The sequence below is a fragment of the Methylomonas sp. MED-D genome (genome assembly GCF_050276835.1).
Classification (GTDB): Bacteria; Pseudomonadota; Gammaproteobacteria; order Methylococcales; family Methylomonadaceae; genus Methylomonas; species Methylomonas koyamae_A.
The window spans coordinates 4,452,661-4,472,019 of record NZ_CP189965.1; the positions used below are offsets into that span (position 1 = coordinate 4,452,661).

Annotated in this window: 14 protein-coding genes; 7 read left to right on the forward strand and 7 right to left on the reverse strand. The window is 53.9% G+C overall.

Annotated features, from left to right (window positions below):
- Window positions 1-82: 82 nt before the first annotated feature.
- On the reverse strand, window positions 83-2,317 hold the full coding sequence (parC, locus tag ACQE3E_RS19775) for a DNA topoisomerase IV subunit A (RefSeq protein ID WP_281021424.1): 2,235 nt from the start codon (window positions 2,315-2,317) through the stop codon (window positions 83-85).
- 236 nt (window positions 2,318-2,553) lie between these two features.
- Here parC and dusB point away from each other — a divergent pair, with 236 nt between their 5' ends.
- Genes dusB through purD form a run of 4 tightly spaced genes read left to right on the forward strand, consistent with a single transcriptional unit; the run spans window position 2,554 to window position 6,683 of the window.
- Window positions 2,554-3,531, forward strand: coding sequence for a tRNA dihydrouridine synthase DusB (gene dusB, locus ACQE3E_RS19780; protein WP_071155713.1), 978 nt, complete (start codon window positions 2,554-2,556; stop codon window positions 3,529-3,531).
- Window positions 3,532-3,795: a helix-turn-helix domain-containing protein gene (locus ACQE3E_RS19785; RefSeq protein WP_064024856.1), complete on the forward strand. Its 264-nt coding sequence runs from the start codon at window positions 3,532-3,534 to the stop codon at window positions 3,793-3,795. It abuts the gene before it with no gap.
- Window positions 3,796-3,824: 29 nt separating this feature from the next.
- Complete coding sequence (gene purH, locus ACQE3E_RS19790) at window positions 3,825-5,387, forward strand: bifunctional phosphoribosylaminoimidazolecarboxamide formyltransferase/IMP cyclohydrolase (RefSeq protein ID WP_427500988.1); 1,563 nt, start codon at window positions 3,825-3,827, stop codon at window positions 5,385-5,387.
- A gap of 18 nt (window positions 5,388-5,405) precedes the next feature.
- Window positions 5,406-6,683, forward strand: coding sequence for a phosphoribosylamine--glycine ligase (gene purD, locus ACQE3E_RS19795; RefSeq protein WP_427501658.1), 1,278 nt, complete (start codon window positions 5,406-5,408; stop codon window positions 6,681-6,683).
- A 58-nt stretch (window positions 6,684-6,741) separates the two neighbouring features.
- On the opposite strand, the gene ACQE3E_RS19800 is transcribed toward purD, so the two are convergent.
- Entirely contained in the window at window positions 6,742-7,146 is a 405-nt protein-coding gene (locus tag ACQE3E_RS19800) for a septal ring lytic transglycosylase RlpA family protein (RefSeq protein ID WP_064024900.1), read from the reverse strand.
- A gap of 163 nt (window positions 7,147-7,309) precedes the next feature.
- Window positions 7,310-7,675, reverse strand: a complete 366-nt coding sequence (locus tag ACQE3E_RS19805; protein WP_313730574.1) for a SirB2 family protein — start codon at window positions 7,673-7,675, stop codon at window positions 7,310-7,312.
- A gap of 375 nt (window positions 7,676-8,050) precedes the next feature.
- Between ACQE3E_RS19805 and ACQE3E_RS19810 the strand changes: the two genes are divergently transcribed.
- The 3 genes from ACQE3E_RS19810 to ACQE3E_RS19820 all read left to right on the forward strand — a co-directional run bounded on the left by ACQE3E_RS19810 (window position 8,051) and on the right by ACQE3E_RS19820 (window position 11,158).
- The gene (locus tag ACQE3E_RS19810; protein WP_064024863.1) at window positions 8,051-8,248 is read left to right on the forward strand and encodes a hypothetical protein; all 198 of its coding nucleotides are present in this window, start codon (window positions 8,051-8,053) and stop codon (window positions 8,246-8,248) included.
- A gap of 156 nt (window positions 8,249-8,404) precedes the next feature.
- A complete protein-coding gene (locus ACQE3E_RS19815; RefSeq protein ID WP_313730573.1) occupies window positions 8,405-10,693 on the forward strand; it encodes a Tex family protein in 2,289 nt (762 codons plus the stop codon).
- Between the two features lie 81 nt (window positions 10,694-10,774).
- Complete coding sequence (locus ACQE3E_RS19820) at window positions 10,775-11,158, forward strand: exosortase system-associated protein, TIGR04073 family (protein ID WP_071155722.1); 384 nt, start codon at window positions 10,775-10,777, stop codon at window positions 11,156-11,158.
- Between the two features lie 30 nt (window positions 11,159-11,188).
- Here ACQE3E_RS19820 and ACQE3E_RS19825 read toward each other — a convergent pair whose 3' ends face one another.
- From ACQE3E_RS19825 to ACQE3E_RS19840, 4 genes are all read right to left on the reverse strand, one after another.
- On the reverse strand, window positions 11,189-14,629 hold the full coding sequence (locus tag ACQE3E_RS19825) for an AAA family ATPase (RefSeq protein ID WP_313730572.1): 3,441 nt from the start codon (window positions 14,627-14,629) through the stop codon (window positions 11,189-11,191).
- A 120-nt stretch (window positions 14,630-14,749) separates the two neighbouring features.
- Window positions 14,750-16,765, reverse strand: a complete 2,016-nt coding sequence (locus ACQE3E_RS19830) for a hypothetical protein (protein WP_281021430.1) — start codon at window positions 16,763-16,765, stop codon at window positions 14,750-14,752.
- An 86-nt stretch (window positions 16,766-16,851) separates the two neighbouring features.
- Window positions 16,852-17,325 carry a pilin gene (locus ACQE3E_RS19835; protein ID WP_313730571.1) on the reverse strand — a complete coding sequence of 158 codons (474 nt, stop codon included), beginning with the start codon at window positions 17,323-17,325 and terminating at the stop codon, window positions 16,852-16,854.
- A 240-nt stretch (window positions 17,326-17,565) separates the two neighbouring features.
- Window positions 17,566-19,356: an asparagine synthetase B family protein gene (locus ACQE3E_RS19840; protein ID WP_427500989.1), complete on the reverse strand. Its 1,791-nt coding sequence runs from the start codon at window positions 19,354-19,356 to the stop codon at window positions 17,566-17,568.
- Between the last annotated feature and the right edge of the window lie 3 nt (window positions 19,357-19,359).

The following is a 19,359-nucleotide window of genomic DNA, read 5'->3' on the forward strand; positions in this document are numbered from 1 at the left end:
TCCGTCCAAGCCACGTCAACCACTTTTTACGTTACCGAGCGCGGCAGACGTGTCGGTTCCCGAAAACACCACCGCATCTGAATCAAACCACACTTTCCAATCCATCGACTTTTTGAAAGCCTCTAGGCAATATATTTCCGCGGTTGGCGCGGCTGCCGGAGTATTGAGCGATGTCGATGGCCTTCAACGTGACGAACCGCTTACCGGACAGAATTTTCAGCTCACCGTGGGTCACCAAGGCCGTCACCGCGACCACCGCATCCTTACCGGATGCCAGATCGGCGGACGGAATCTGAATCAGCTTGTTACCCTTGCCCTTTGCCAATTCCGGTAAATCTGCGACCGGGAAGATCAGCAAGCGGCCTTGCAAGGTCGCAACCGCCAGCCACTCGGCGTCCCGCGGAATCGGCGTCGGCGTCATGACTTCGGCCTTATCCGGTACGGTCAAGACCGCTTTGCCGGCCTTGTTCTTGCCGTAAAGCTCCTTTAATTGCACCCGGAACCCGTAACCGGCGCTACTGCTCATCAACACCCAATCCTCGGCCTGCCCGGTAAACACGTCGGTGAAGATGCTGCCTGGAGGCGGATTCAGCCGCCCGGTCAACGGTTCGCCTTGACTACGCGCCGACGGCAGGTCGTGGGTGGTAATCGTGTACACCCGACCGGTCGAATCGAGCACATAGGCCGGCAAGGTAGTTCGCCCCTTGGCCGACGACAAATAGCCGTCTCCGGCCCGATAACTTAGGCCCTCGACTTCGATGTCGTATCCTTTTGCCGCGCGAATCCAGCCCTTCTGAGACAAGATGATGGTCACCGGTTCGTTGGCGATTAGCTCCGTGGTATCCAGGGCTTGGGCGGCTTCGCGGGCCACAATCGGCGAACGACGGGCGTCGCCGTATTTCTCGGCGTCACGTTCTATTTCCTTTCGGATCAAGCGGTTCAGCAAATGCGCGGAGCCGAGAGTCTTTTCCAACTCCTCCCGCTCCCGCTCCAACTCGTCCTGCTCGCCGCGAATCTTCATTTCTTCCAATTTCGCCAAGTGGCGCAGCTTCAATTCCAGAATCGCTTCCGCCTGCACGTCGCTCAAACCGAAGCGCGCCATCAATACTGGCTTGGGATGGTCTTCCCGACGAATGATCGCGATCACTTCGTCGATATTCAGGTAGGCGATCAGCAAACCTTCCAGGATGTGCAGGCGCGCCAGGACCTTGTCCAAACGGAATTGCAAACGCCGACGCACGGTTTCGGTTCGGAACGAAATCCACTCGGTCAGAATTTGCCGCAGATTTTTCACTTGCGGTTTGCCGTTCAGACCGATCATGTTCAGGTTGACCCGAAAGTTTTTCTCCAGATCGGTCGTGGCGAACAGATGCGACATCACGGCGTCGACATCGGTACGCTTGGTCTTGGGGATGATTAACAAGCGGGTCGGATTTTCGTGATCGGACTCGTCGCGCAGGTCCTCGATCATGGGCAGTTTTTTCGCCAACATCTGCGCGGCGATCTGCTCCAACAATTTCGCGCCGGACACTTGATGCGGCAACGCGGTGATGACGATATTGCCGTCTTCGACCTCGTATTTCGCGCGCATTTTCACCGAGCCGTTACCGGTCAAATACAGCTTTTGCAAATCGGCGGCCGGCGTGACGATTTCCGCGTCGGTCGGAAAGTCCGGACCCTTGATATGCGCCAGCAAGCTTTCCAGCGGTGTCTCCGGCTCGTCGAGCAGTTGCAGGACGGCGGCGGCCACTTCCCGCAGATTGTGCGGTGGAATATCGGTCGCCATGCCCACCGCGATACCGGTGGTCCCGTTCAAAAGCACATTGGGCAAGCGCGCCGGCAGCAGCGATGGCTCTTCCAGCGTGCCATCGAAATTGTCCACCCAATCCACCGTGCCCTGGCCCAACTCGCTGAGCAGGGTTTGCGCGTAGGCGGTCAGCCGCGATTCGGTATAACGCATCGCCGCGAAGGATTTGGGATCGTCGGGCGAGCCCCAGTTGCCCTGCCCGTCGATCAACGGATAACGGTAGGAAAAATCCTGAGCCATCAACACCATTGCCTCGTAGCAGGCCGAATCACCGTGCGGATGATATTTACCCAATACGTCACCGACGGTACGCGCCGATTTCTTGTATTTAGCTAGAGCTGTCAGACCCAGTTCGGACATCGCATAGACGATGCGCCGTTGCACCGGCTTCAAGCCATCGCCGATGTGCGGCAGCGCCCGGTCCAGAATGACGTACATCGAGTAATCGAGGTAAGCCTTTTCGGTAAAGTCTTTGAGAGGGAGAGTTTCGAAGTTTTCCTGTACGCCCATATCCAGTCGTTTGCAATCAATGGCTAGCCGCGGGTTGCGGTGAAGTTTTGTCTTTCTAAAATATCACAGGCGTCGAAACGGGTTAGCGAGAAAACGCGAAAGCGCGCCCATCGCGGCCCGATAGCGAAAGCCTGACGTCGGCAGCCGCGTTGGGCTCGTCGATTCGACCCGACAAAACATCGTGTCCGGCGCGGTTTTCGAGTATCATTTTCGGCCTTCCGAAGCCTCCCCAAGTTATGCGCATAGGCCCTTATTCCCTGCCCAACAATTTGCTGCTGGCGCCGATGGCCGGCATCACCGATCAGCCTTTTCGGCAACTTTGCCGCCGATTCGGCGCGGGACTGGCGGTATCTGAAATGGTAATCTCCAATACCGAATTGCAACAGCACCCCAGAACACTGCAGAAAACCGATTACACCGGCGAAACCGGCCTCAGAGCCGTGCAAATCTTGGGTAACGATCCGGTGAAAATGGCGGAAGCGGCCAAATTGAATCAACAACGCGGCGCCCACATCATCGACATCAACATGGGCTGCCCGGCCAAGAAGGTCTGTTCCACCGCTGCGGGCTCGGCCTTGTTGAAAGACGAGAAGCTGGTGGAAAACATTTTGACCGCTGTCGTCGCCGCCGTCGACATACCGGTAACGTTGAAAATCCGGACCGGCTGGGACCGTGAAAACCGTAACGCGGCCAAAATCGCCAGTATCGCCGAAAACTGCGGCATTCAGGCCCTGACGATCCATGGCCGCACCCGCGCTTGCAAATTCGAGGGCCAAGCCGAATACGACACTATTCGGCAGGTCAAGCAAACCGCGCGGATTCCGATCATTGCCAACGGCGACATCGACAGCCCGGAAAAAGCCCGACGGGTACTGGCGCACACGGGCGCAGACGCCATCATGATCGGCCGAGCCGCGCAAGGTCAGCCGTGGATTTTCGCCGAACTGGCCGCCGCGCTCAACGGCGAACATTGGCAATACCCTGCGCTGGCCGACGTCCAGGGCGTAATGAACAGTCATCTGGAGTATTTATACCGTTTTTACGGTGACGACTGCGGTGTTAGAATTGCCCGCAAACACATCGGCTGGTACTTCGAACGTCTGGGCGGCTTGCCCGCCGAGCACAAGCAGTCTATCAATCAAGCCCAACATCCCGTGCAACAACTGACGCGGGTTAACGCGTCGTTCAATCATCTCCTACCAAGAGCCGCCTAGATGGGAAGCCACGACAGCCAAAATGCCAGCGACAGCGTCGATACGTTGTCCGACCACGTCCGCCATTGCGTCGAAGACTATTTTTCGCATCTGAACGGCCACGATTCCAGCGGTCTGTACCATTTGGTGCTGGCCGAAGTGGAAAAACCGCTACTGGAAACCACGCTGAAATATTGCGATTTCAATCAAAGCAAGGCGGCGGTCATTCTGGGTCTCAGCCGCAGCACCTTGCGTAAAAAGCTCGACCACTACGGTATCGGCTAAATCGATTTTCTTTTGTTTTTGAGGTTTGCATGAAAAAACAAGTCAACCGGGCGCTGGTTAGCGTCTCGGATAAAACCGGCGTACTCGAATTTTGCCGAAGTCTCAGCGCGCTGGGCGTGGAACTGCTGTCCACCGGCGGCACCGCCAAATTGCTGGCCGAGCATAAAATCCCGGTTACCGAAGTGTCCGACTACACCGGCTTTCCGGAAATGATGGACGGCCGAGTGAAAACCCTGCATCCCAAGGTGCATGGTGGAATTCTGGGCCGGCGGGGGATCGACGACGCGGTAATGGCCGAGAACGGCATCAAAGCCATCGACATGGTCGTGGTCAATCTCTATCCCTTCGAACAAACCGTCGCTAAACCGGATTGCGATCTGGAAACCGCGATCGAAAACATCGACATCGGCGGCCCCAGCATGATTCGCGGCGCGGCCAAAAACCATAACGACGTCGCCATCGTCGTCGACCCGGCCGACTACTCCAGCATTCTGACCGAACTGCAAGCCGAGGCCGGTTCGCTGAGCCACGAAACCCGCTTTCGATTGGCGCTAAAAAGTTTCGAGCATACCGCCCGCTACGACACGATGATCGCGGCTTATCTAAGTAAGGTTGTCGATGCCGGCCATTTTCCGGAAACGCTGAATTTGCAATTCCATCGACTGCAAAGCATGCGTTACGGCGAAAACCCGCATCAGAACGCAGCGTTTTACGGCGAGAAAAACCCGCCGGCCGGCAGTATCGCCAGCGCCAAGCAACTGCAAGGTAAAGAACTATCGTACAACAATATCGCCGACGCCGATGCCGCGCTGGAATGCGTCAAATCCTTCGACGAGCAACCGGCCTGCGTCATCGTCAAGCACGCCAATCCTTGCGGCGTGGCCATCGCCGATAGCCTATTCGACGCCTATAACGCCGCCTATACCACCGATCCGACGTCGGCCTTCGGCGGCATTATTGCTTTCAACCGGGAATTGGACGAACAAACCGCCGGCGAAATCGCCCGCCGCCAGTTTGTCGAAGTCATCATCGCCCCGCTAGTTTCCGCCGGCGCCAAGGCCGCGCTAGCAAAAAAACCGAACGTACGGGTTCTGGAAACCGGCCTCTGGTCGCCAAACCAACCCGAGGCGCTGGACTTCAAACGCGTCGCCGGCGGTCTGCTGGTGCAGGACAAAGACACCGGCAGCATCAGTCCCGCAGACTTGAAAGTGGTCAGCAAGCGCGCGCCGACTGAGCAAGAGCTGGCTGATTTGTTGTTCGTCTGGAAGGTGGCCAAGTTCGTAAAATCCAACGCCATCGTCTACGGCAAGGGCGGCCAAACCATCGGTATCGGCGCCGGTCAAATGAGCCGGGTTTATTCCGCCAAGATCGCCGGCATCAAAGCCGCCGACGAAGGCTTGGAAGTGCCGGGCTCGGTGATGGCGTCCGACGCGTTTTTCCCGTTTCGCGACGGCATCGACGCGGCGGCGGCGGCCGGCGTCACCGCAGTGATACACCCCGGCGGCTCGATGCGCGACCAGGAAGTCATCGACGCGGCCGACGAACACAACATCGCAATGGTGTTGACCGGCATGCGCCATTTCAGACACTGATTGCGGAGTAAGTACATGATGAACGTATTGATCGTGGGTAGCGGCGGTCGCGAGCACGCGCTCGCCTGGAAGGCCAGACAGTCTCCGCTGGCGGGGCAAATCTATGTCGCGCCCGGCAACGCCGGCACCGATTTGGAGAACGGTATCGTTAACGTCGACATCCCGGCGGACGACATCGAAGGTTTATTAGGGTTTGCACTGGCCCGCAACATCGGCCTGACTATCGTTGGCCCGGAAGTGCCACTGGTAAAAGGCATTGTCGATCGCTTCTCGGCGGCCGGCTTGAAATGCTTCGGCCCCAAAGCACAAGCCGCGCAATTGGAAGGCTCCAAATCGTTCTGCAAGGACTTTCTGGCCCGCCATCGCATTCCGACCGCCGAGTACCAAACCTTCACCAACACCGAAGCCGCAATCGCCTACATTCGCCGCAAAGGCGCCCCGATCGTCGTCAAGGCCGACGGCCTGGCGGCCGGCAAGGGCGTCATCGTCGCCCAAAACGAGCAACAGGCGATAGACGCGGTCAACGATATGTTGGCTGGCAACAGTTTCGGTGAAGCCGGACATAGGGTTGTCGTCGAGGAGTTCCTGGTCGGAGAGGAAGCCAGCTTCATTGTCATCGCCGATGGCGAACACGCGCTGGCGATGGCCACCTCGCAAGATCACAAGGCTCGGGACAACGGCGATCTAGGCCCCAATACCGGCGGCATGGGCGCCTATTCGCCGGCGCCGGTGGTCACGCCCGCCATCCATCAGCGTGTCATGGACGAGGTAATTTATCCCACCTTGCAAGGCATGCGCGACGATGGCACGCCCTACACCGGCTTCCTCTACGCCGGTTTGATGATCGACGCGCGCGGCAACGTCAAGGTGTTGGAATACAATTGCCGATTCGGCGATCCGGAAACTCAGCCCATCATGATGCGGCTAAAATCGGACTTGGTCGAACTCTGCTTGGCGGCGTTGGACGGTAAGCTGGACCAAATTACAACCGAATGGGACGAGCGAGCCGCGCTCGGCGTGGTGTTGGCGGCCGGAGGCTACCCGGACGCATACGCCAAGGGCGAACTGATTTCCGGGCTGGACGGCGTCGATTCTGCAAATGCCAAAGTCTTCCACGCCGGCACGCAAAGCGCCGGAGGCACCATCGTCACCAACGGCGGCCGAGTACTGTGCGCCTGCGCGCTAGGCGACAATATCGCCGACGCACAACGCGAAGCCTATGCGCTGTGTAAACGCATCAATTGGCAATCCATTTATTATCGTACCGATATCGGCTTCAAGGCCATCAAGGCTTAGCGCAAACCATCGAAAACAAAAAGGCGCGATTGCCCGGCAATCGCGCCTTTTTTCCGCGCTAAGCTTCGCCCCAGCGCAAGATTTCGATCTTGACTTGAGCCAACCCGGCCTGGACAAATCCCAGCTCCTTGGCGGCTCGTTTGGAGACGTCGAGCAAGCGCTTGTTATGCCGGCCCGGCCGTCCGTTGACCCGCAGATCAACACTGCGGTTATTGTTGAGATTGACCACCCGCAGCAAGGTCCCGAACGGGAGATTGGCATGGGCCGCTGTTAACGAATTTTTGTCGTAGATTTCACCGCTTGCTGTCCGCTGACCATGCAGTTTGTCGCTGTAATAAGAGGCGACTCCGCTATGTGCAATGGACAATAAACCGTGTCTTTCTGTTTTCGCTAAACTTACAGAGCTAAAAGACGCTAGACTCATAGAAACCAGCATAACTGCCGTCCATTTCGTTTTTCGCATCCTACCCTCCTTTCGTTGAGTATTGACAGGAGGTAGGGAGGTTACCCCAGAAGGCATTGATTTGGCAAGCCTTTACGGCCAAACGGCTCTAGCGTCGCTCCAAAAACGTGACGATCCGCCAACAAAAATCCAGAGCCGGCAAGGGATAGCCGGCGTCAACCGATCAGCCAAAAAAGAAGAAAATTTGCTTGGTCATCGCGACTTTCGAAATATAAAACAGGCAAAGCAAGGCCACGCCAAACCACCTCCAGCGACTTGCGCCCTCCTCGCGGATAGTCCGAACACCGGCGATCATAAAGCCGACCAAAACCACTAATTTCGCGACAATCCACCCGAAGTTGCCGGCAAGCCAGTCGCCTTGAAATACCAAAATCGCACCACTCAACAACAACACGCCGGCGATGACATGCGGAGCCAGTTTCAGCCACTTCCGCGCCAATAGCTCCGGCTTAAATTGCGCCAACGCTACCCGCCCCAAAAAACTGACCACCAGCAATGCCACGAAAAACAAATGAATATGCTTAACCATGTAAACGTTTCTCCGAATGTAAAAAGACAACCAAACCGCCGAATACCGAAGCTATCCGCCCGATCAGTAGCGCTGGCGAGCTTAAGATACCCCGAACCGAAGCTAAAACCCACATCCGCCTCGATACCGGTCGCCTGTCTGCAAGCGACGCCTTGCGTCCCAGCCGCATACAAAACAAATTTTTATCAATAAATTCATAAATATAAGCCGACGCCAACACCAATCAGCACAAAAAAAAAATAATGTTTTGACACAAAACAAATTTAAGTGTAAAAAATACCCCGTCGACTAAAAAAACACTAAACATTCGACATACAACTCGAGTTGCCCCTGCTAGACGGGCTGATTATTACAACAAAGATGAGGATTATAAAAATGGCTGAACAAGAAAAAGACAATACCTTTACCGTCGTCGCTGTCGTAACCGCTATCGCTATTGCTGGCGTACTACTTCTGAAAATGGACGAAACTAAACATTTGAAAATGAGCGGCGAAACCACTGCTCAAGCGGAAGCGCAAGTCTTGGCTAAACACAAAGACTTCAACAACGATATTCTGAGCCAAGCAAAGTAATCGTTTTCCATAATAATAATTAAGTTCTTCTTTCGATTAGGCGCTGTTTCGATAGAAACAGCGCCTTTTTTGTGCCTCACGTAAACCGGTCCGACGCTTCGACTGGCGCTTAACTACGGTAAAATCACCGGTTTCCAACCATCTCTGCAAAGCTCAATGGATGTCATCAAGCGCATAGCCGCGGAACTCTCCGTCAAACCTCAACAAATCGCCGCCGCCGTCGCGTTGCTCGACGAAGGCGCCACCGTGCCGTTTATCGCCCGCTACCGTAAGGAAGTGACCGAAGGCCTTGACGACACCCAATTGCGGCATCTGGAGGAACGCTTAACGTATTTGCGGGAACTGAACGACAGACGCAATACGATACTCGACAGCATACGTTCGCAGGGCAAACTGACACCGGAGCTGGAACAGGCCATACTCGACGCAGATACCAAAACCTTGCTGGAAGACTTGTACCTACCTTACAAACCCAAGCGCCGTACCAAGGCGCAAATCGCCCGCGAAGCCGGACTGGAGCCGCTGGCCGATGCGCTATTGGACGATCGCGATCTGGTTCCAGAGCAAGTCGCCCAGCGCTATATCGATGCGGACAAAGGGATAGCCGATGTCGCCACCGCGTTGGATGGCGCCCGCCAGATCATCATGGAACGGATTTCCGAAGACGCCGAATTACTTTCCGAACTGCGGGAGCGCATTTGGAACAAAGGCATATTGCAATCGACCATCGTCGCCGGCAAGGAAGTTGAAGCCGCGAAATTCAAGGATTACTTCGATTACAGCGAAGCCATCAACAAAATTCCGTCGCATCGCGCGTTGGCCCTGTTCCGCGGCCGTAACGAGGACATGCTGACTTTAACGCTGAAACCGGCCGAGCTTGACCAGGAAGAACATCAACTCTGCACCCAATTCGTTTGCCAGCGTTTACAGATCACCGACACCGCTAAACCCGCGGACTCTTGGCTGGCCGATACCGCCCGTTTCGCCTGGAAGATCAAACTCTTCACCCGCATCGACATGGATTTGAAACTGCGCTTGCGCGAAGCCGCCGAGCAGGAGGCCATCCGCGTTTTCGCCAGCAATTTGCGCGACTTGTTGCTGGCGGCGCCGGCAGGTCCGAAAGCGACGATGGGTCTGGATCCCGGTATCCGCACCGGCGTCAAGGTGGCGGTGGTCGATGCCACCGGCAAACTGCTGGCCACCGAAACCGTTTATCCCCACCAGCCGAAAAACCAGTGGGACCAATCCATCGCCACGCTGGCGCGCATGATTGCTCAATTCGGCGTGCAACTGGTCAGTATCGGCAACGGTACCGCATCCCGTGAAACAGACCAATTGGTCGCCGATTTGATGAAACGGCATAAAGAACTGCTGTTCCAGAAAATCACCGTTTCGGAAGCCGGCGCCTCGGTGTATTCGGCATCGGAATTGGCCGCCAAGGAATTTCCCGATCTCGACGTATCGTTACGCGGCGCGGTATCCATCGCCCGCCGCTTGCAAGACCCGTTGGCCGAATTGGTCAAGATCGACCCCAAATCCATCGGCGTCGGCCAATACCAGCACGACGTCAACCAAGTGCAACTGGCTCGCATGCTGGACACCGTGGTCGAAGATTGCGTGAACGCGGTCGGTGTTGACGTCAATACCGCATCGGTCGCCTTGCTGAAACAAGTCTCCGGCCTGAGTGCCAGTATCAGCGAAAACATCGTCGCCTTCCGCAACCAAAACGGCCCTTTCGCCAACCGCGCGCAGTTGAAGAAAGTGCCGCGCCTCGGCGACAAAGCCTTCGAACAGGCCGCCGGCTTTTTACGCATCATGAACGGCGACAACCCGCTCGACGCCTCGGCGGTGCATCCCGAGGCTTACCCGGTGGTCAACGCCATCCTGGACGACACCGGCAAATCGATACGCGATCTGATTGGCCAAAGCCAGGCACTACGTAGCCTGAATCCCGCCAACTACGCCAACGCCGACTTCGGCCTGCCGACCGTCACCGATATTTTGCAGGAATTGGAAAAACCCGGCCGCGACCCGCGCCCCGAGTTCAAAAGCGTGCAATTCAAGGAAGGTGTCGAGAAAATCACCGATCTGGAACCCGGCATGACACTGGAGGGTGTGGTCACCAATGTCGCCGCCTTTGGCGCCTTCGTCGACATCGGCGTGCACCAGGACGGTCTGGTGCATATTTCTCACTTGGCCGACGACTTCGTCAAGGATCCGCGCGATGTCGTCAAAGCGGGCGACATGGTCAAAGTCAGAGTATTGGAAATCGATGTCGCTAGGCAGCGGATTTCGTTGAGCATGAAAAAGAGTGTCGACGAAGCCGACATCGTGCGCGGCGAAAAGCCGCAAAGGCCCGCGAACAAACCGGCGCTTAAAGGCAAACCACAGCCGGCCGTGCCGAATACCATGAGCAATGCCTTCGCCAAGGCCTTGAAAAAGTAAGCACACCCACTGCTATACTTGCTCGGGTACCGTCGCCCGCTTGCGGGCGGCGCCGATTCGTCAACAGATTCAGGATACGCTATGAAAGCAAAGCAAACCGTTTGGGCCTTCAGCTTGATCGCCGCGTTCGCCGCCGCCGCGCATGCCCAACCCGGTGAAAACGAAAGCTATGGAGAAACGGTAGGCCGCAAACTCAGTTCCGGGCTGGCCAATATCGCCACTGCGTCGCTGGAAATCCCTAAAAACATCATCCTGGTGAATAACCAAAGCAATGTCGTGTACGGTTTCGTTGGCGGCACTTTCAAAGGCTTGATCAATATGGGCGCCAGGATGGGCGTCGGCGTGCTTGACTTAATCTCGGCGCCGATTCCCACTCAACCCATCGTCAGGCCGGTCTACGTTTGGGACGATTTCAACGCGGACACCACTTACGGCAAAGCCTTCAAACCGACGCCAAATCCATGAACACCTGAACAGGCCCGACCGCGCCGGCGGTCAGGCCACCATTTTCAACTCGCTAAAACCGTTGGTGTTTTTGACCAACTCGATTTGGGTCTTAATCCGCTTTTTCACGGCATCTACGTGAGAAATCACCCCGACAATCTTACCTTGGGTTTTCAGGCTCTCCAGCGTCGTCATCGCCAGATACAGCGCCTCGGCGTCAAGATTGCCGAACCCCTCGTCCAAGAACAAGGAATCGATCGCTCTACCGTTGTTGGCAATTTCCGATAATGCCAAGGCCAACGCCAGGCTGACAACAAAACTCTCGCCGCCCGATAAGGTTTTCGGCAAACGCCGTACGTTGATCTGCTTAGTATCCTCGACTTCCAATGCCAAACCGTACTCGCTAAAGCCGTTACGTAAATAATAGCGACCGCTCAAGCCTTCCAAGATTCGATTCGCCTGCCGTAGCAGTTTCTCGACCAACAACTGTTGAATCCGCCGCCGCATCCCGCCCTGCTCGTGGTTGATCAAATTCAACTCCGCTTCCGCTTCGGCGAAAGCCGCTAGTTCCCGCCGCAGTTGTTCTTGCAGTTCGCCAAAGGTCTCCGCGTAAGTCTGTTGCTTGGCAAGTTTGTGCTCCAAGCTCCGGATCTCGTGCTCGGTAATGTCGATTTTTTCAGACAGCGCGCGTTGCATGACTAGTAAATCGGCCGCTGTGTCGGGCCCAGGCAACGCGGCATAGGCTTTTTGCAAGCGTAAATCCTGCTCGGCCAATTCTACGTTCAATGCCGCCAAGCGCTGCTCCATTTTCGCTAGAATCTCGGCCATTTCCGTTCTGCTATTCCATTGCTCTAACACCGACCTCAAGCTCTCCAAATCGCTGAAGCCGTCGGCCAACCATCGGTCGCGCAATTGGCCAAAGTGGACGTCGTAATCCGCCTCAAGCTGACCAAACCGGGCTTCAAGGTCGGCGATTGACGTTTGTTTCTCGAACAATGCCAAATGCAAACCCGACAACTCATGGTTTTGCAAGGCTTCGGTCAGTTCGGCAATTTCCGCTTGATAGCGAATAATGCGCGCCTGACCGGATTGCAAACCGTCCTGCAAACCGTTGATATCGGCAAGCACACCCTGTTTGCGCAAATCGCGTATTTGATAGTCCTGGCGCCGGACATTCAGGCGATCGAACAAAGCATTTTCCTTGGACTTGCCCGGTATTTTCTCCCCCAGAGGCATCAACGCTTTCTCCAGTTTGTCCAACAAGGCCTTTTCAGAAGCTTTCAACGCGGCCAATTGCTGTTCGCCTTCAATGGCTTCGGGCGGACGGTTATTCCACGCGGTTTCCAATTGCTCGACGACAGCCGCCAATTTGAGGATTTGCGCTTGTTTCACGCCGATTTCGTCGGTCCATTTCCCAATGTTGCGTTGCCACTGGCCGACATCTTTCAGCAGCAGTTTAATTTTTTCGAGTTCTTCGGTTTCCTGGTCCAAACACTGCTTTTGCAAGCTCAGATTTTCGATCGCCATACCGTCGCGGGCGACATTCAGCCGATTCACCAAAACCCGCCATTGCGCGCGCATTTCCTGCAAGCGCCGTTCCTTGGCGGACATCTGTGAACTACGTTTTTCCGCCGCGGTCAACTGGGCTTCGATATTGGCCATGGCAGCCTTCAAGGCTTGCATTTTGCCGCGCTGATCGACTAACGCCTTTTTCGAGTCGGTCATTACCGGCGGTTTCGACGTGTAAGGATGATGCAAGGAGCCGCATAGGAAACAAGGTTTGCCGTCCACCAATTTCCCGCGATCGGGCGTCATTTTGCGCAACAAGGCCTCGTTGGCGATCGCTTGTTCCAGCGCCGAGCCGATGTTTTCCTCTCGGCCGAATTCGTGTTTCAGCGCCGCCAATTTGTCGCGCAGTTCGCCCTCGTCGGGAAACTCCGACGACTTGTTCGTCGACAGCCAACCGAACAAGCCCTTTTTGGTCACCTTCGCATTGACACTGGCTAACGAATACAACTCTTGGAAATCGTTGACCCTCGCCTGTTGCTCGGATAACAGCTCGCGAATTTCATCGACGCTTCTACCCTGACCGTGCGTCGCGATATTTGCCTCGGCTGCCGCGATCCGCTCCTGTAACTCAACCAAGCCGGCCTTGGCATCGGTCAAGGCCGTTTGATTCTTTTTCAAGGCCGCCGAGGTATTTTTCGACCAAGCCAACTGCGTCTTCTGCTTGGCACCTAGTTCCGCGATCTCGGTTCTGAGATTGCGCAACTGCACGACATCCGGAAAGTCCGTTAGCAGAATGGCCTCGCTGCGATGCTCTTGCAACCACCCTTCCAGCTCGGTGAGCGCGGCACGTTTGTCGGCCAAGGTTTGTTGGGCCGCCTCCACCGCCGCCAGTTCCCTGGGCAATTCTAATTTCAACTCGCTGAGCCTGATCTTGATGTCGTCGATAATCCGTTTCTGCGAAGCCCAATCCCGGTCGCCGGCCGGCGGTTCCAGATCGCTGCCGCCAACGCCCAACTGCTGACGCAGGCTAGCCACTTCCCGGCGCAAACTCGCTAGCTCGCTTTGGAGTTCGCCGATTTTAGACTGCTTGGCATCCAATCCCGCCAACTGTTCACGATAGCTGTCGACATTGTCAATCGCGGCGATTCGTTGCAAATCCGATTGCAAAGTCTGCATTTGGGTTTGAAGCTCGGCGGTTTGCCGGGCCAGTTGCCGCTCTTCGGCCTCCAATGCGGCGACGTTTTCCAATTTAAGCTGATGTTGTCTTAAATAGTCCTGCTGACCGGACAATTCGGTGTGTTGATCTAGAAAATCCCGCAGGTCGGCGCGACTGGCGTCGAGTTCTGCTTCCTCGAGCAAGGGAATCGCGGCGCTATCCTGTTGCAATTGGCGGACGCGATCCGCGATTTGGCGATAGTGGGCTTCGACTTGTTGGCGGTATTGTTCGTAAATGTCGCCGCCGGCGATTTTTTCGAGTATGTCCATGCGCTCGCTATCCAGCGCATTTAAAAATACCGCGAAATCGCCTTGCGGCAACACCATCGATTTGCTGAATTTATGGAAATCCATACCGGTCAGTTCGGCAATCCGCCCACGCACCGTCGATGGCGTTTCGGCCAACAACTCGTCGCTCTCGCCAAGCTTGGTCAACGACATCTCGGTCTCGGCCCGCGACTGTTTATCGCCTTCCGCCCGCCTGGCATACCAATCGGAACGAAACTTCTCGCCACCCAACGAAAACTCGACGCTGGCCACGCTTTCGTCGGTCTGTTTGGTCATTACATGCTCGGCCGGCTTGTCGAAACGAAAGGTCTCGCCATAGAGGCCCAGCGTGATGACATCAAGGATACTGGTTTTACCCGAACCGTTCGGACCGGTAATCGCAAACACGCCAGCCTCAGCGATAGGCCCTTGATCGAAATAGATCCGCCCTTCGCCGGCCAGGGAATTGATGTTTTTGTAACGAATGTTCAGGATGCGCATGCCGGATGAATTCAGTCATTCGAAAGTAGGAGGCGTTCGCACGAACGCCATCCGAAAATCGACACCATGTTACACGATGGGCACGCCTTAGGAAACCGTAGCCCCAACCTTGTTCGGAATCTAACTATTAGAGTTTAAGTCCTTGACTCTACTCGCTCGGATAAAATCTCGAAGCGTCGAAAACTCTTTCCGATCAAATCCATTAACGTTAGGCCACTTTTCAACGACGTCAATTATTGCCTCTGCTTTTTCGTACTCCCTTAGCGTTATAAGCAAATAAGCTTTCTCGGTTTGAAAATATACTTTATCTGGCGCCGCCAAAATAGCTTTTTCCATAAAATCGAAAGCTTTTTGAACTTCTCCCCGCTTACAGAGAACCTTTGCTTTGATTAAACTCATCATTCCCTGATCATAAAACTCCGGCCGAGACAACGCTATATCAATCCACCCTTCAATATCGCCACTAATTTCACGACATTCGTAGTCGTCATTTATCAAACAATTCGCCACACTCCTCAGCTCTAACATCGTACGCAACGGCGAGGATTTTGCACTTATCCTTCTTATAACCTCTTGATTTAACAAGTGTCTAAGCTCTTCCATATATGCCATATTGATCTGTATAGAATCGTCATAGGATCTTGGAAGCGTCACCGGTGCCTCGTATACTTTTACACGGTTGAGATATATCAGTCGACTCAACTCAAGGTACGCCTCCACCAGTGAAGCAATTTCATAGTTATTCAACTTAGCTGCTTTCAAGTAATATTGATAACTCTCTATATTTGGACCAACCTTAAGTTCGACAGTGTTTGCATACACTGTATTTGCCCGAGGAGATGACGGGTGATTTCTAACCTCGAAATAAGCCAGGCTATCCAAATCAGCCCATATTGAAGCTCGCAAATACGTACCTGCTGACAAAGCGACAATCAAAGCTAAAAACAGCGCATTGATAAAGCTTTTACTTACGTATTTCGAAAGAAATTGATACACGCCTAACACAAAAAAAATCACCACACCTACGCTCGGCAGATAATTGCGATGCTCAAAAACCAGCTCCAATGGATATATCGTAGACTCGATGGAATGCCCTACCAAAAACCACATAATTGCAAAACCCACCAATGACTCTTTTCGACACAGCAGGGAACGGACTGGTACTGTGAGCAGTACAATTATTCCCACCAATGCTAACGCAGTAGTTGCCGGGTTAAATAAGCCAAAACTAATTGGGAAGTCATCATTAAATAATCCAAAACTACGATTATCCGGATAGAACAACAATCCGACATAGTAAAATAAAACTCTAGCCTCGGTCATCAAACGCTGACTTGGAGTAAACTCTCTAACGGCATAATCTCGAAATATAAAGTCCGGAGCGACCAACAACAGCACCAGACCGACCAGCATCGGAAGTACCAAGGTCAACGCATAATAGATACGTAATTTAGACTTATCCGATCGCGATCTATTTTGCTCACGGGGCAAAATAAAAAACTCGCAAACAGCGATCATGAAAGGCAATAACAATGCATTTTCTTTCGCCGCCACGCCGAATCCAGTCCCCGAGATGCAGCCAGCGAACATTAAAATCAAACTATATTTCGCATTTAATGCCAACCGACCTTTCAAAAACAGCCAAATCCCCATTAATACGAAACTCGTCGAAAGACTGGTCATACGTTGTACAACGTAAAGCACTGTACTGACTTGTAATGGATGTAACGCCCAGACCATGGCTACTAACCAAGCCACATAATCCGATGGACAGCTTGGTGCATACGCTCCAACTAAAAGCCTGGCGACCAAAAACACCAGTATCGCGTTTACGCCGTGAACGGCGATATTAGTCAGCTTAAAGACTTGTTTGTCGTAGGATTGTCCAGAAAAATAATAATTCAACGCAAAACTAACCCCCGCTAACGGCCTTTTAAATCTGGCCCCGGTATTCCCAACCATCGCAGAGCGGATAGAATCGACATCCAAGCTGTCAATGGCAACTCCAGAATTATCCAATATATTTGGAAAGTCATCGGCAACAAAAGGGCCATTTTTCCCGGGAAAATAAACCAGGACAACAGCCAGAAATAATATTGACAGCTTTAGATACAAATTAGAAAATACACTAACCATTAACAAATCACAGAAGATTAATGCCAAAAAGAAAAGGGGCTAAAAAGCCCCTTTTCAATAACCACCTCAAAATTACGCTTATAATCTTAGGTTTTTGGGTTGTACTTAGCGTTAACCGGGTTTGAAGTACCTGAGGCTGGTATGCTCCATTTCATGCCCGCTCCAGCAGTGCATTCGCCTCTATAATAAAGCTTATTCGACGTCGAGGTAATCGAACTCCCAATTACAGTATAGGTAATCGTAACCAGAGCAGTACTAGAGCTTGATGTCGTGAGTAAGGCCGAATTCACATACTTGCCGTTTATCGTAGTAGACGCTGCCAAACCATAGTCCAGATTAGTTTTAGTTGCCGTAGCTCCCAAATCTTGCTCACTACAAGCCACCCCCGCAGCAGTAAAAAGCGGAGAGGCCAAACTCGGACCTTCTGAAACTTTAGCTTTAACGGTGTAGTCTTGATAAGCCGGAATCGCGATAGCGGCCAAAATACCGATAATCGCGACGACGATCATCAGTTCGATCAAGGTGAAACCTTGTTGTGTTTTACGCATTTGAATGTTCATAGCGGTATCTCTCTGTCTGATTGAATAACGAACGCATTAACCAATACAAGACTTATGCCAGAACGGGCTTTTGCGATTACAACATAGCTAGTGATTTTTTTGAAAACAAGATCAACAGCTTACCTAAAACCCAGCCCTAGACCACTAAATCAAACAGCAACCCGCGGAAACCCGGCAAGCCTTGCACCATCGTTCCAAGTCGAAAACTGACGTTTTTTGTCACTCGCCTTGCCGCGTGCATCACGCCTTTTGTTTGCCGGCAAACCACAGTTCCAACATCATCAAAATCCAGATCAGTTCGCCGTAGTAGGCCGCGTGTATGCTTTGATGCATCGCAATCGCGTGATCGAGAAATTCCGGCTTGAAATAACCGCGCTTTTTCAACGCGTTGATCGCGTCGTAGGCCAAATCTTTCAAGGGTTGATGGTCTTTGAGCCAAATACCGAACGGCAGCCCGAAGCCGTGCTTGGATTTGTTGATGATCGCGTCCGGCAGAAAATCCGCCATCGCCTGCTTATAAAACCAACGTAATTTTTGACCGTGCAATTTAGCGGCGGACGGTATTTGGCAGGACAACTCAACGATACGGCTATCGAGCAACGGATAGCAGACCTCAACGCCGGCCAGTTCGCACATCCGATTGACCTTGACCAAATCGTTGTCGTGCAGCGTGGCTTTCCAGTCCATATACAGCATTCTGTTCAAGGTGCTCGCCTGATCCGGGCGCCGGTAATTGTCTCGTAGCAGTTGCAGCGGTTCGCCGGTATCGATTTGCGCCAGAAAATCGCCGACAAAAATGTCGGCAGCGGTGTGACGGTGCAAAAAGTTGTAATCCTGCAATCGATCCGGCATCGCGGCCTTGGCTTGCTCGATATAGCGTTTGGCCTTGAACGGCAATTTAGTATTCGCCAAGCCGGCCGGCAAGGCGTTCAACACCCCTTCCAAGCCGGCGCCAACCGCTCGGGGCAGCCGATGGTAATGCTCGAACAACATCTGCTTGGCGTAGCGCTCGTTGCCGGCGAAGATCTCATCGCCGCCGTCCCCGGCCAGCAAGCGCCCGACGCCGTTGTCCTTAGCCAATTTCGCGCAATAGTAGGCCGCCAAGGCCGAAGAGTTGCCGAACGGCTCATCGTAATACGCAGCAATCATCGGGACGGCATTTACCGTGTCTTCCGGCGTTACGTAATACTCGTGTTGACGCGTATTGAAATGTTTGACCGCAATGTTGGCGTATTCGATTTCGTTGTAACCTTCGACCGGAAAACCCATCGAAAAGGTCTTGGCCTTCCCGGGAAACACTTTAGCCAGCGCGCCAGCCACGCTGGAACTATCCAAGCCACCGCTTAAAAATGCGCCGGTATCGTCTCCGCTGCCGACCATGCCGCGCACGGTTTCGATCAAGCCGGCTTTCAAATCCTCGCCGACCTGCCTTAAATCGAGCGCGGATTCGTTAAACGACGGCAACCAATAACGGCGCAGTTCCAGTTTGCCGTCTTCGAAACTCAATTGCTGACCGCCTTCCAACTTCTTGACCTTGGTGTAGATGGTGTTTGGGCTAGGGCAATGGTGGTAATAGACGTAATCGTAAATAGCCTGCGCCGAAATTTCGCTTTCGACCGCCGGATGGCGAACCACGAAATCGGAACTGGAACCAAACACGATCACGGAATCGGTAACCGCGTAATAAATGTGACTCAAGCCGATAGGGTCCGTGGCAGCCAACAGCAAACGGCGGACGCTATCGATCAAAACCACGCCATCGCATGAGCTACCGCCATCGAATAAAGCGGCACCGTGCCGCCGATACCGCGCCAAGACTTCCCGCAAATGCTCCGTAGAAGCAGCCGTCTTCAAAGCAAACAACAGAATGCCATCGTCTCGGAGCAGCGCCGGCGCTTGACTGGCCAGTCCGAAATGACCGTCGTATTGAAAATCGAAGGCCGATCCGGCCCGACCGACCAACTCGGTCAGACTCGCGACAGCGCTTTCGTTCCAGGCTCCGCTGCCCACCCATCCCGCGAATTTTGTCATGTT